The organism is Streptomyces sp. NPDC059455, from assembly GCF_042750115.1.
In the GTDB taxonomy this organism is placed as follows: domain Bacteria; phylum Actinomycetota; class Actinomycetes; order Streptomycetales; family Streptomycetaceae; genus Streptomyces; species Streptomyces endocoffeicus.
The window spans coordinates 1-12,511 of sequence record NZ_JBHYVB010000130.1 but is presented as its reverse complement, the minus strand read 5'-3'; the positions used below and the strand labels follow the sequence as shown (position 1 = coordinate 12,511).

Below are 12,511 nucleotides of genomic sequence, written 5' to 3'. Positions count from 1 at the left end.
CCTTTGACGACAGACCCTGGCGTCGTCCGAAAGACGGGAGGCGGCGATGGCGGAAGCGCGGCGGCAGGCGCCGGAGGGCGATGCCGTACTGACCCGGATCGGGCAGGCGGTCATGCTGCACCGGGGCGGCGACCGGGAGGAGGCGCGCAATCGCCTCGCCGCGCTGTGGCGGGAGATCGAGCGGGACGGCGCCCCGTTCCACCGCTGCGCCCTCGCCCACTATCTGGCCGACACCCAGGACGATCCGCTCGACGAGCTGATCTGGGACCTGCGGGCGCTCGCCGCCGCCGACGGACTCACCGGGGCCCTGGCGCCGAGGGCGTTCCTGCCCTCCCTCCACCTCAATGTGGCCGCGGGCCATCTGAAGCTGGGCCAGGTGGAGGCGGCCCGGGGGCAGCTGGCGCTGGCGCGCGAGGCCGCCGGCGCGCTCGGCGAGGATCCGTACGGCGACGGGGTGCGGGCGGCCATCCTGCGGCTGACGCTGGTCCTGGAGGGCGCCGTCGAGGACTGAAAGGTCCGGCGCCCGGCAGACCCTCGTCGGGTAGCGGGGGTGGGCCGGGTGCCCAGGTGCGGTGGACGGCTAGGCCGCCTCCGCCAGCTCCTCCCAGCTGTCGGCGAGCGCCTTCAGCTTGACGACGAACCGTTCGCGCTCCGCCTCGTCGAAGGACTCCAGGAGGATCTTGTCGAGCCTGCGCGCCCGGTGGTTCGCCTGCTGAAGGGCCTCTTTGCCCGCGTCGGTCAGGTAGAGCAGTTTGCGACGGCCGTCGGCGGCCGCGGTCTTCCGGGCGAGCAGACCGCGGTTCTCCAGCCGGCGGGCCACATCGGCCATGGTGGAGGTGTCCAGGGCGACGGCGGCGGCCATGGAACGCTGGTCCTGGCCGGGATGGGCCTCCACGGTCTGCAGCACCGCGAACTGAGGGCCGGTGAGGACTGGGTCCACCTCCCGTGCCCACACGGCGAGATACGCCTGGTAGAGACGGCGGACCTGATAGCCGGGCGCGGCTGTCAGGGCAGTGGGGGCCTCCGGCCCGGTTTGGGCGGGCGGGGTGGGATCAGTCATAGAACCTACTTAAGCACGCACGGTTGACGCCGAGGGACAGCGGGGCGGGCGCCGGTGCACCCTCCGGCACCGGCCGTGGCCTCACCGACCGGTACCGAGGTGGACCGGCCCCGTACCGCCGGCGCCGCTACCGGCCATCGTTCCGGCGCCGCTTCCGGCAGCGCGGGAGACCGGGCCGCCGAGCAGGCTCCCGGCGCCGGGCACGACGGGCGGCAGCCCGAGCTCCGTCAGGATGCGGAACGCGGTGGAGGTGGCCGCCGACAGCACGGGCAGCCCCGCCTCGTCCTCGACGGGCTGGATCGACGCCAGCGACGGCATCTGCACGCAGGCCGACAGCACCAGCGCGTCGGCCCGGCCCAGGTTCAGGCGGCGCCAGTGGTCACGGAGATCGGCGGGGTCCAGGCGGGCCACCGCCAGGTTGTCCGGGACTTCGAGGCTGAGCGCGTCGACCACCTCGATCCCGGCGTCCTCGATGTAGTCGACCACCTTGGCGGTGAGCTCCTTCATATACGGCGTGATGATCGCGACCCGGCGGGCGCCGAGCGCCTCGACGCCGCTGAGCAGGGCGCCGGCGCTGGAGACCACGGGAGCCCGGGAGCCCTCGGCCCGCAGCGCGGAGGCGATGTCGGCCTCCGCCGCACAGTGGTGACCCGGCCCCTGCGCCATGATGGCGACCAGGCAGGCGGTGGCGACGACATCGGGCCGCGCGTCGGCCAGTTCGAGGGCGGCCCGCTCGGTCTGCGCGTTCATATCGCGCAGCTCGTCCGGGGTGACGTGCTTCATCCGCATGCGGCTGCTGTGGAAGACGAAGCGGTCGTCGGGCGCGATGGACTCCCGCGCGTTGAGCATCCGGGGAAGCTCGGTCTCCATCGTCAGGTTGGAGCTGGGCACGATCAGCCCGATGTGATGGTCTGCCATGGGGTTGGTCCTCCGAAACGGGGCAGTGGGCACCGGTCAGGCGGCCGGGGAGAGGATGGTCCGGAGCGCGTCGCGGAGCGTCGCGGTGGCGATGGCCGGGGCGTCCCAGAAGATCATGTGGCCGGCGCCGGGGATCTGGTGCAGTGGTACCGGCGGATTGCTCTCGGCGGCCTCCCGCGCCCCTTCCGCCGTCACGACGGGACTGCCGGCCCCGTAGAGCAGGTGGGCCGGTCCGGGCACCCGGGGCCACCAGTCGAAGAAGTCCTCGTGCTCGAAGCCGTGGTGCGTGGCCACGATGGCCTCCTCGGCGCAGCTGGACAGCCAGCGGGCCCGCAGTTCCTGTTCCCGCCGCGGCCAGGTGGGCCAGGAGGCGGCTACCTCGTCGGCGTCCGTTCCGCGCCGGGCTTCGGAGAGCTGCCGCAGGAACACCTCCCGGGCGGTGGGGTACGGTCCGCGATCCGGGCCGCTCATCGGCGGGTCGGCCAGCACGGTGCCGCGCAGGGGCACCTTGGCCCGCACCGCTACGGCCGCCGCGATCCGCGCGCCCATGGAGTGACCGAGGAGCAGCGGACGGTCGAGGCCGAGGTGGGTGATGAGGGCTTCGGTGTCCTCGGCGTACTCCTCCAGCCCGTAGCCGTCGCCCTCGTCCGAGAGACCCCGGCCGCGTACGTCCAGCACCACCGGCCTGACCAGGTCGGTCAGTTCGCGTGCCACGAAGTCCATGGTGACCGCGGGACTGGTGATACCGGGCAGGACGACCAGCGCCGGCCGGTCGCCGCCGTAGTCGAGGGCGTGCAGCCGTACCTCTCCGGAGCGCGCCCACCGGCTCGTGGCCGGCACATCGGCCAGATCGGCGAGCGCGCTCTGCAGGACCGAACGCCGTGTCATGTGCTGTCTCCTCGTCGGTGGGAACGCCGGCTCGTTCGAGGGGCCGCCGGGGCGGGAACGGAGGCGATGTAGCCGACGGCGTCCTCGAGGGTGACGACGTCGCCGTACTTGGCCTGGATGTCGAAGAGCGCCGCGTCCGCCGGCCCCTCGGCCCGGTCGCCCACGCAGGCACGGGGCACCAGCACCGGGAAGCCCGACTGGACGGCGTCGACCACGGTGGCCCGCACACAGCCGCTCGTGGTGGCGCCGCACACCACGACGGTGTCGCGGTCCAGACCGGTCAGGGTCGCGGCGAGGCTCGTGCCGAAGAAGGCCGAGGCCCCCTTCTTCACCACCAGCTGATCGTGTCCCGGCCGCATGGGCAGCCGAGGGTCGATGGCCACGGCATCACTGCCCTCGACCAAGGTGCGCAGGCCGGGAGCCTTGCGCAGCCAGGCGACCGCGTCACCGGACGCCTCGGCCTCGGTGTAGGCGATCGCGGTGAAGATCACCGGAACCTCCACCGGCCGGGCCGCGTCGATCAGGCGCGTGGTGGCGGCCACGACCTCGGAGAGGTCGGCACCCGAGGGATACGAGTCCTCGGTGAAACCCCGGGTCAGGTCCACCACGACGATCGCCGGACGGCTGCCGCGCCGCACCGCGGCACCGAAGCCGGCCCGCTCGTAGGTGCGGTTGGTGGTGAGGCCGTACAGTCCGCCGCTCACCGACGCCTCCCCAGCAGCCAGCCCGGCACGAACCCGACCAGGAACGCGGCCGCGACCGGGCCGTACTTCTTCAGCAGCGGGCCCGCGATCAGCACCATTCCGTTGAGCTCACCGGGCGCCTCGGCGGGCACGCCGACCGCGGGAGTGGACGCGGCGGGCGCCGCGCCGGAGGCGGGGGACGCTTCCGCGCCGCCCTGCTGCAGGAGAAGGTTGCCGAGGTTCTGGGCGAACTGCTGGAGGATCTTGTCGGACACGGCCCCGATGGCCCCCTTGCCGAACTGGGCGATCTTGCCCCGGATCACCAGGTCGGTGGAGAGGTTCAGCTGGGCGCCGCCCTCGGCCGGGACGACCTCCAGGGAGATCTCGGCCTCGGCGTCGCCGCTGCCGTGGGTGTCGGCGCCGCTGGCGTGGACACGCAGCCTCCGTTTTTCGGCGTCGACCTCCAGGAAGCGCACGGTGCCGGCATAGGCGGCCGAGATCGGACCCACCTTGATCTTGACCGCGCCGCGCCAGGCATCGCCGTCACGGCCTTCGAGAGCGGCGCCGGGCATACAGGACGCCACTTGTCGGACGTCGCCGAGCAGGGCGAACACCGCGTCGGGCTCGGCTTGGACGGAAACGGTATTGATCAGTTGCATGAGTCCTCCTCGGCGCCCATGGCCCGCTGCGAGCGCCGGGCGGTCGCACAGGCGTCGATCGCCTCGACGATGGTCTGGTAGCCGGTGCACCGGCACAGGTTCGCGGCGACGACCTCCCGGATGTCCTCCTTGGTCGCCTCCGGCCGCTCCGCGAGGAACCCCTGGGCCAGCATCAGAAAGCCGGGGGTGCAGAAGCCGCACTGCAGGCCGTGGTGGGTGGTGAAGGCCCGCTGGAGATCGCTGAGCTCCCCGGTGCCGGAGTCGGCGAGGGATTCCACGGTGGTGATCCGCGCTCCCTCCGCCTGGGCGGCGAACATCAGACAGGCCCGGACCGGGAGCCCGTCGACGAGCACGGTGCAGGCGCCGCAGATCCCGTGCTCGCAGCCGACGTGGGTGCCGGTCAGCCGCAGATCGTGGCGGAGCACGTCCACCAGGGTGCGGCGCGGGGCCGTGATCACCTCGTATGACGTGCCGTTGACGTCGAGCGTGATGAGCTGGACGTCGTCGCCCAGGCCGGTGGTGTCGTTCATGGTGTCTGCTCCGGTGTGCGGGGGGTCAGGGCACGGTGGACCGTCTCCGGTGTGATGGGCGTGTTGTCCAGTTCGACGCCGGTGGGCCGCAGTGCGTCGTTGACGGCGTTGAGTACGGCGGCGGGGGCCCCGATGGTGCCGCCCTCGCCGGCGCCCTTGGCTCCCGTCGCGGTGAAGGCGCACGGGGTCTCCAGATGGTGGATCACCACCTCCGGGATCTCATGGGCGGTGGGCACCTTGTAGTCCATGAAGCTGGTGGCCGACGGCTCGCCCTGGGCGTCGTAGGTGATCTGCTCGAAGAGCGCCCCCGAGATGCCCTGTGCGATGCCGCCCCGGCACTGCCCCTCCACCACCTGCGGATTGACGGCGACACCGCAGTCCTCGACGCAGAAGTAGGCGAGGATCTCCACCTGCCCGGTGCCCTCGTGCAGTTCCACCACCACCCCGTGGGTGGCGTTGGAGAAGGTGCCGTCGTTGTGGACGTCGAAGACGGCGGTGGCGGTGAGGCCCGGGTCGATGTCCTTGGGCAGCAGATGCGACTTGAGATAGGCGATGTCGGCCAGGTGCTCGTAGGTGAGTGCGACATCCGGGTCGTCGCGCCGGCGGACCCGGCCCCGGTCCAGTTCGGTCTCCTCCGGGGGGATGTCCCACTCGGCGGCGGCGATGGCGCGGAGCTTCTCGCCGAGCTTGCCCGCCGCCATCCGTACGGCACTGCCGCCGATCGCGATCGAGCGGCTGGCGAAGGTGCCCCAGCCGTAGGTGATGCGGTCGGTGTCGCCCTGGTGCAGTTTGACCTTGGCGATGTCGAGGCCGAGCGCATCGGCGACGATCTGCGCCATGGTCGTCTCATGGCTCTGCCCGTGGCTGATGGTGCCGGTGGTGGCGGTGACCGCGCCGCTGGTGTCCATCCGGACCTCGGCGAGGTCGAACCCGGGCACGACCTCCATCTTGCGCTGGGCGAAGGCGGCGGAGCCGTAGCCGGTGCGCTCGCTGAAGCAGCTGTAGCCGATCCCGATGTGCCGGCCCTCGGCCGTGGCCGCGGCCTGCCGGTCGTACCAGCCCGCCTCGCGCAGCGCCCGCTCGCACAGGTCGAGGGATTCCAGATATGAGCCGGGGTCGTAGGTGATGTTGTTGACGCCGGTGTACGGGAAGTCGGTGATGACGTTGCGGCGCCGGATCTCCACCGGGTCCAGGCGCAGTTCGCGGGCGGCGCGCTCCATGAGCCGCTCCATGGCCATGACGTACTGCGGGCGGCTCACGCCCCGGTAGGGGGCGGTGGGCGCCTTGTTGGTGGTGATCGCCCGGCCGCGCACCCGGTAGGCGGGCACCTTGTAGACGCCGGGCATCTCGGCGGAGGCCATCAGCGGCTCGATGCCGGCCGTGAACGGATAGCAGGAGTAGGCGCCCATGTCGCACACCACATCCGCGTCGAGGCCGAGGATCCGGCCCTCGGCGTCGAAGGCGGCGCGTGCGGCGTAGTGCTGTTCCCGGGCGAGGAACGAGGCGGACAGGGCGTCCTTGCGGTCCTCGATCCACTTGACGGGCCGGCCGAGCCGCAGCGCGGCCGCCGCGGTGGCGATCTCCTCGCGGCCGACCACGCACTTGAGGCCGAAACCGCCACCCATGTCCGGGACGATCACCCGCACCGCGCGCTCGTCCAGTCGCAGGCAGCGGGAGGCCACGGTCCGCACCTGATGCGGAGTCTGGGTGCAGGTGTGCAGGACGAGCTGCTCCTCCCGGGCGTCCCACTGCGCCACCGCGCCACGCGTCTCCAGCGGCAGGGCGTTCTGCCGACCGGTTCGCACATCGACGTGGACCACGCAGGGAGCCTGGTCGAAGATCTCGTCGATGCCCTCGGTGGCGAACAGGCCGACGTCGACCAGGGTGTTCCCGGCGGCCTCCGCATGCACCCGCGGAGCGTCGGGGGCGAGGGCCTGTTCCTCACAGGTGATGGGCGGCAGGGGCGCGTACGTCACCTTGGCGGCCTCCAGGCCGTCCTCGGCGAGGTAGGGGTCGCGGGCGACGACCACGGCGACGGGCTCGCCGACGTAGCGGACCCGGTCGCGGGCGAGGACGGGCATCGCGGTCGGCACGAACTCCGAGAGCGGGCGGCCGAGTTGGGCGGTGATGTCCCCCAGCTCCAGGTCGGCGGCGGTGAACGCGGCGACGACGCCCGGGACCTGACGCACCCGGGTCAGATCGATCTCGGTGATCGTCCCATGAGCGACCGTGGAGCGGACGAACTGCGCGTGCAGCATGCCGGGCAGCTCGATGTCGTCGACGAAACGGCCACGTCCGGACAGCAGCCGGGGATCCTCGCGGCGCGCCACCGACCTGCCGACCAGCCGGTCGTCCTTGGCGGACGTCATCGTGACATCGCCTCCTCACAGGCTCGCTCGATCAGATTGCGGATGAGGTGCTTGCGGTAGTCGCCGCTGCCGTGTCCGTCGCTCGGCGGATCCACGGCGGAGGCCGCCGCCTCCGCGCAGTCCCGGAACGAGCCGCCGGCCGCCAGCACGGCCTCCGCCTCGGGCACGCGTACCGGCATCGCGGCGACACCGCCCAGAGCCACCCGGCCGCCGCGGATGTCCTCGCCGTCGGTGGCCAGATCGACCGCGGCGGAGACGATGGCGAAGTCCCCGCGACGCTCGGCGAACTCGGTGAGCGCCGCGTGCGGCGCGGGGCGGGGGAAGACGATCTCCACGAGGATCTCGTCGGGGTCCAGCGCGGTGGTGTAGTAGCCGAAGAAGAACTCACCGGCCGGGATGCGACGCCGCCCGCGCGGGCTATGGGCCACGAACTCGGCGTCGAGCAGCACGGCCAGCAGACACCACTCGGCGGTCGCGTCGCCGTGCGCGATGCTGCCGCCCACGGTGCCGCGGGTCCGGATCGGCAGATGGCCGATCCACCGCATGGCATCGCGGATGACCTCGAAACCCGCCCCGAGCCGGTCCGCGGGCGCGGTCTCCACCGTGTGATGGGTGGTGAGCGCCCCGATGTGCAGTCCGCCGTCGGCCGCGACCCCGAGATGGTCGAGTTCGCGCAGGCCGGCGATGTCGACCAGATGCCCCGGGCGGGCCAGCCGGAAGTTCATCATCGCGACCAGGCTCTGGCCGCCGGCGATGACCTTGGCCTCGTCGGACAGTTCGGCCAGGAGTGCCGTGGCGCCCTCGACATCGCGCGCTCGGTGGTACTGGAAGGGAGCGGGCTTCATGTTTCTCCTGTCGTTTTCGAAGGCAGACCCGGGCGGCCCGGTCGGGGCGGGCTACCCGTCAGCGCACCGGCTGACCGACGGCCGGCTCCGGGGACGCCTGGGCGGGCACCGCGGCCGGGTCGTCCTCGTCGAGGTCGCGTCCCTTGGTCTCGGGCGCCGCGAACGCCGTCCAGATGACGGCCCCCAGGACGGCCACGGCCAGTACCCCGAACGTCAGCGGCAACCCCAGCAGCGGCCACATCACCGAGCCGAACAGCATCGGGGCGAAGCCGGTGAGCACCCGGCTGAACGAGGACGCCCAGCCGAAGCCGCTGGCCCGCAGCGTGGTCGGGTACAGCTCGGAGACATAGGCGTACATGGCGGGGATGGTCAGCTGCATCAGGAAGCCGAAGACGGCGATGGCCACGACGGAACCCGTCGGCATGCGCATCACCAGCGCGAACACCACCAGTGCGAGCGAGGCGATCGGGGCCGAGACCCCTATGAGCCACTTCCGGCCGACCGTGTCCACCAGCACCGTGGAGGTCAGGACGCCGACGATGCCGACCGCGCTCATCAGCGTGGTGCTCATGAAGGCGGCCGTGTCGCCGAGACCCTCCTCCTTGAGAATGGACGGCAGCCAGCTCAGGGCCGCGTAGTACACCAGCATGACGGTGGCGAAGAGCAGCCAGGCGGCGGAGGTGATGCGCGGGCTGAACCTCCAGACCGCGCGCAGCTGTTCGAGCGAGGCGCGGGGGCCGTTCCCCCCGGCCTCGGGCACCGGGGCGGGAATGACATACGGCTCGACAGGCGCACCGGTGCGGGCGACCAGATCGTCGATGACGGCCCGCGCCTCGGCTTCCCTGCCCTTCTTGCTGAGGTAGACGGGCGACTCCGGCACACCCCTTCGCACCCAGAACAGCAGCAGCGCCGGAATGCTCATCACGGTGAGCATCCACCGCCAGTTGCCTTCGAGGGGCAGCATGGCCGTCGAGACCAGACCGCACAGGGTCACGCCGATCGGCCACCAGGCGTCCAGCGCGGTCAGTACGCGTCCGCGGTACTTCGTCGGGGAGAACTCCGCCACCAGGGCGTAGTCGACGGGGATACAACCGCCCAGTCCGACACCGGCGATGAAGCGCAGGGCGAGGAAGATCCCGTAGTTCGGGGCCAGGGCACCGGCCACCGAGAACACCGCGAAGACCAGCAAGGTGACGCTGAAGGACTTCTTGCGTCCGATGCGGTCGGCGATCGCGCCCCAGATCACCGCGCCCACGGCCATGCCCACCAGATTGGCGGTGGCCACCAGACCTCGCTGGGAGAGGGAGAGGTGGAAGTGGTCGCCCAGCAGCGGCATCAGGAAGCCGTTGAGTGCGATGTCATAGGCGTCGAAGAGGTAGCCGAGGCCGCCGATGATGAAGATCCTGCCCTGGACCCCCCATCTCCATGGGAGGTCCTGGACGATCCGGTCGCCTGTTTTCACTGTCGCTCCACGGGGTGTTCGGGGATGTGCCCGCGCGGGGCGACACCGAGGTGGATGAGCGGGAAGTGGCCCCGAGGGGGGCAAGTGATGAGCGGGATGGGGGGTTGGGGAGGGGAATGGGGAGGGGAGGGCCCGGTCAGCGGGCGAAGCGGTAGTCGAAGGCGCCCAGGTCCGGGTCGTCGAGCGGGCTGCCGCTCCACAACCAGTGGTAGGAGACGTCGGATTCGCCGTCGAAGCCGCGCCGCAGCAGGGCGTCCCTGGCCTCCTGCTGAGGGCCGTCGGGATAGTGGTAGAAGGTCTTGTTCTGCAGTGAGGCGTCCTGGACCATGCCGGCGTGCTTGGCTCGCCGGTCGACGTAGCGCCGAAGTGCGCCCTCGACGTCGTCGGCGTTGACACGGCCCAGTTCCTCGGCCAGTACGGCGGCGTCCTCCATGGCCTGGGAGGCCCCCTGGGCCTGGTAGGGCAGCATGGCGTGGCAGGCGTCGCCCAGGAGGGCCATCCGGCCGTCCATCCAGACCGGGTCGCGCCGGCGGTGGTAGAGGGCGAAGGAGAGCACGTCCTCCTTGGCCTTGGACAGCATCGCCGCCGCCCGGTCATCCCAGCCCTCGTAGGCGTTCACCAGGTCCTCCGGGGTGGCCGAGCCGGTCCATTTCTCGGCGACCTCGTCCGTGCACGGGACACAGCCGACGACGTTGAGGTACTCGCCGCCGCGGATCATGTAGTGGACCAGGTGCCGGTCGGGGCCGTACCAGATGGTGCTCTGGAAGCGGTCCATCAAGAAGCGGGTGGCCGGGTCGGCGGCGATGAGGTCGCCGGGGATGAGGGCCCGGAAGGCCATCTCGCCGGAGAACAGCAGGGTGTCCGGGAGGCCCATGAGGTCGCGGACCCGGGAGCGGATGCCGTCGGCGCCGATCAGCACGTCGGCTTCGAAGCGCCGGCCGTCGTCGGTCACGGCCACGGGGCGACGGGGGTCGCTCCGGTCCAGTTCGCCGACCCGGCTCGAGGTGTGCAGTGCGACCACCGGGCCGGGGCCGGCCGGCTCGACGCAGGCGTCGGTGAGGACACCGTGCAGATCGGCCCGGTGGTAGTGCCAGTACGGCGCGTTGTAGCGCTGCTTGACGTAGTCACCGAGCTGGGTCAGCCCGATGATGCTGCCGTCCTTCCACCGGCGCCGCACCTGGTCCTGGGGCTCGGTGTGGATGGCCTCCAGTTGCTTGCGCAGCCCCAGCCCGAGCAGGACCCGGCTCGCGTTGGGCGCCGTTTGGATACCCGCGCCGATCTCGCCGAACCGCGGTGCCTGCTCCAGCACGGTCACCTGATGGCCGCGCTGGCGCAGCGACAGCGCGGCGGTCATTCCGCCGAGCCCGCCGCCGACGATGACGACGTCGAGGGATTGGGTGGATGCCATGTTCTCTCCAGATGCGGGTGCGGCGGCGGGATCAGAAGTCGACGAGCCGGCCCGCGGTGACGACGTCCTGGTCGTCGACGGAGACGGTGCAGCCGCGCATGGCGATGTCGACGTGCGCATACGATTCGCGCTCGAGTACGGGGTGGGGTCCGGTGGACCACAGGAAGTTCCCGGCGAACGCCCGCGCGTCCATGCCCATCAGCTCTTCCTTGCCGTACAGGGCGGTGGCGAACCAGTCGGCGGTGCGCATCAGACCCCAGCCCATATGGGACAGGCTGCGTCCCCATTCGTCGTCCGCGTCGTCGAAGAAGGTGTTCAGCAGGTGGGCCTCGGCGCCACCGGACACCTTCTCGATGTTCCCGCCCGCGATCTCCAGAGTGACCGGCTGACGTACGTACTCCTTGAACGGCAGCAGGATGTCGCCCTCGGAGAGCACGATCCGGCCCTCGGAGAACCGCGGCCAGCACAGGACCATGGTGCTCGGCCAGTGGTCCCAGCGGCCCGGGTCGTCGGCGAAGCCCACCTGGAACTCCGGCTTGGAGCCCGGCAGTTCGATGGTCAGGTCGGTGCCGGCCTCGGAGCTCACCCGCATGACGGACGCGCTCTTCAGCAGGTTGACGCCCTTGAGCACCTCCGCCTTGTCCTCCGGCTTGGGCAGATTGCGGATGAGCACGTCGGGGGCGTCGCACACGAAGAGGATGCGGGTGCCCGTCCGCATGATCTCCTGCTGGAGCGGGGCGTGGATGAAGCCCTCCCGCGTGAGGTCCACGACGAGGTCGGCGGCCTTGAGCAGGTCCTGCGCGGCGGTATCGCCGAGCACCGCGCTCAGACCGGGTCCGGCACCGGTGCGGGTGCTGTCCGAGGGCGACGGGTTGCCGCCGGGGACCGTGGCGGCGATGACGTGCGCGCCGCAGGCCTTGGCCGCGCCGAAGGCGGCCGCCACGTAGTCGCCGCGGCTGGTGGGCTCGGACAGGACGACGACGTGCTCATCGGGCTTGAGCTTGCACAGCTTCAGCTCCTGAGTGAACGCCTCGAGCAGGTCAACGGAGGTGAGGTCGAGCATGTCTCGCTCCTGGGGAGGGGGAAGGTGGCAGACGGCGATCGCACGGTCCGGGCAGACGTAGAGGTATAGATCCAGCCATGCGGCCAGGTGGCTTCATGGGGAGACGCGGGGCTCACGGGCGCCGCCGACGCAATTAATCCGAACGCGTACGATCTGGATCTGGCAAGGGGTACGGCCGAACTTTTTTGTGATCAGTCCACCTCCCGGGGTGGCCCCAGCGGCCGGAACATGCCTGCTGACCTTGTATTTTCCCCAGGTGTCGGCCGTCTTTCCCGGCTTCACGAAGATGAACGAAAGATGATTGCGGCTGGCGCGAAGCCTTGCGCCGAGAGTTCGTACGTGCTCGGATGGTTTCTGTTCACATCCGGATTGGGTGCCCTGAGCTGCCTTGCGATGGCTGGTTCTCAGCGGCGCGCCGTCTCCAAGGAGGGCTCCGATGGCCATTCCCCGCATCGCTCGGCGAACCGTGGTCGCGGTGCGTATGGCCCCGTCGCGTCACCGAGCCTGCCCGGTGCCCTTGCGGGAACACACGAGGGCCGCGGGGGTCGGGCCCCCCGGCCCCTAGTTGGCGGCGGCCACAACTTGGCAGGGAGGGTTAGTGTGGGGTTGGGGGTGGCCCCGACAGG

At 71.0% G+C, this 12,511-nt stretch carries 12 protein-coding genes; 1 reads left to right on the top strand and 11 read right to left on the bottom strand.

Features of this window, described 5'->3' with window-relative positions; translation table 11 throughout:
- Positions 1–46 precede the first annotated feature (46 nt).
- Positions 47–511: a hypothetical protein gene (locus ACFXB5_RS35235; RefSeq protein ID WP_385215805.1), complete on the top strand. Its 465-nt coding sequence runs from the start codon at positions 47–49 to the stop codon at positions 509–511.
- 69 nt (positions 512–580) lie between these two features.
- On the opposite strand, the gene ACFXB5_RS35230 is transcribed toward ACFXB5_RS35235, so the two are convergent.
- The 11 genes from ACFXB5_RS35230 to ACFXB5_RS35180 all read right to left on the bottom strand — a co-directional run bounded on the left by ACFXB5_RS35230 (position 581) and on the right by ACFXB5_RS35180 (position 11,885).
- On the bottom strand, positions 581–1,060 hold the full coding sequence (locus ACFXB5_RS35230) for a MarR family winged helix-turn-helix transcriptional regulator (protein ID WP_385215803.1): 480 nt from the start codon (positions 1,058–1,060) through the stop codon (positions 581–583).
- An 81-nt stretch (positions 1,061–1,141) separates the two neighbouring features.
- Positions 1,142–1,978, bottom strand: coding sequence for an Asp/Glu racemase (locus ACFXB5_RS35225; protein WP_385215801.1), 837 nt, complete (start codon positions 1,976–1,978; stop codon positions 1,142–1,144).
- A 36-nt stretch (positions 1,979–2,014) separates the two neighbouring features.
- Complete coding sequence (locus tag ACFXB5_RS35220; protein ID WP_385215798.1) at positions 2,015–2,866, bottom strand: alpha/beta fold hydrolase; 852 nt, start codon at positions 2,864–2,866, stop codon at positions 2,015–2,017.
- On the bottom strand, positions 2,863–3,570 hold the full coding sequence (locus tag ACFXB5_RS35215) for an isochorismatase family protein (protein WP_385215795.1): 708 nt from the start codon (positions 3,568–3,570) through the stop codon (positions 2,863–2,865). The genes ACFXB5_RS35220 and ACFXB5_RS35215 overlap by 4 nt, the downstream gene beginning before the upstream one ends.
- A complete protein-coding gene (locus ACFXB5_RS35210) occupies positions 3,567–4,208 on the bottom strand; it encodes an SRPBCC family protein (RefSeq protein WP_385215793.1) in 642 nt (213 codons plus the stop codon). The genes ACFXB5_RS35215 and ACFXB5_RS35210 overlap by 4 nt, the downstream gene beginning before the upstream one ends.
- Positions 4,199–4,738 carry a (2Fe-2S)-binding protein gene (locus ACFXB5_RS35205; RefSeq protein WP_385215790.1) on the bottom strand — a complete coding sequence of 180 codons (540 nt, stop codon included), beginning with the start codon at positions 4,736–4,738 and terminating at the stop codon, positions 4,199–4,201. The genes ACFXB5_RS35210 and ACFXB5_RS35205 overlap by 10 nt, the downstream gene beginning before the upstream one ends.
- Positions 4,735–7,107, bottom strand: a complete 2,373-nt coding sequence (locus ACFXB5_RS35200) for a xanthine dehydrogenase family protein molybdopterin-binding subunit (protein ID WP_385215787.1) — start codon at positions 7,105–7,107, stop codon at positions 4,735–4,737. Before ACFXB5_RS35200 ends, ACFXB5_RS35205 begins: the two co-directional genes overlap by 4 nt.
- Positions 7,104–7,952 (bottom strand): FAD binding domain-containing protein, encoded by an 849-nt coding sequence (locus ACFXB5_RS35195; RefSeq protein WP_385215784.1) that lies wholly within the window; start codon positions 7,950–7,952, stop codon positions 7,104–7,106. Before ACFXB5_RS35195 ends, ACFXB5_RS35200 begins: the two co-directional genes overlap by 4 nt.
- Before the next feature lie 58 nt (positions 7,953–8,010).
- Positions 8,011–9,414, bottom strand: a complete 1,404-nt coding sequence (locus ACFXB5_RS35190; protein WP_385215781.1) for an MFS transporter — start codon at positions 9,412–9,414, stop codon at positions 8,011–8,013.
- 136 nt (positions 9,415–9,550) lie between these two features.
- Positions 9,551–10,822: an FAD-dependent oxidoreductase gene (locus ACFXB5_RS35185; RefSeq protein WP_385215778.1), complete on the bottom strand. Its 1,272-nt coding sequence runs from the start codon at positions 10,820–10,822 to the stop codon at positions 9,551–9,553.
- 31 nt (positions 10,823–10,853) lie between these two features.
- Positions 10,854–11,885: a hypothetical protein gene (locus ACFXB5_RS35180; RefSeq protein ID WP_385215775.1), complete on the bottom strand. Its 1,032-nt coding sequence runs from the start codon at positions 11,883–11,885 to the stop codon at positions 10,854–10,856.
- Positions 11,886–12,511: the final 626 nt, after the last annotated feature.

Coding starts and splice junctions, on each gene's coding strand:
- ACFXB5_RS35235 (WP_385215805.1), top strand. CDS start 47: ATGGCGGAAGCGCGGCGGCAGGCGCCGGAGGGCGATGCCGTACTGACC.
- ACFXB5_RS35230 (WP_385215803.1), bottom strand. CDS start 1,060: ATGACTGATCCCACCCCGCCCGCCCAAACCGGGCCGGAGGCCCCCACT.
- ACFXB5_RS35225 (WP_385215801.1), bottom strand. CDS start 1,978: ATGGCAGACCATCACATCGGGCTGATCGTGCCCAGCTCCAACCTGACG.
- ACFXB5_RS35220 (WP_385215798.1), bottom strand. CDS start 2,866: ATGACACGGCGTTCGGTCCTGCAGAGCGCGCTCGCCGATCTGGCCGAT.
- ACFXB5_RS35210 (WP_385215793.1), bottom strand. CDS start 4,208: ATGCAACTGATCAATACCGTTTCCGTCCAAGCCGAGCCCGACGCGGTG.
- ACFXB5_RS35205 (WP_385215790.1), bottom strand. CDS start 4,738: ATGAACGACACCACCGGCCTGGGCGACGACGTCCAGCTCATCACGCTC.
- ACFXB5_RS35200 (WP_385215787.1), bottom strand. CDS start 7,107: ATGACGTCCGCCAAGGACGACCGGCTGGTCGGCAGGTCGGTGGCGCGC.
- ACFXB5_RS35195 (WP_385215784.1), bottom strand. CDS start 7,952: ATGAAGCCCGCTCCCTTCCAGTACCACCGAGCGCGCGATGTCGAGGGC.
- ACFXB5_RS35185 (WP_385215778.1), bottom strand. CDS start 10,822: ATGGCATCCACCCAATCCCTCGACGTCGTCATCGTCGGCGGCGGGCTC.
- ACFXB5_RS35180 (WP_385215775.1), bottom strand. CDS start 11,885: ATGCTCGACCTCACCTCCGTTGACCTGCTCGAGGCGTTCACTCAGGAG.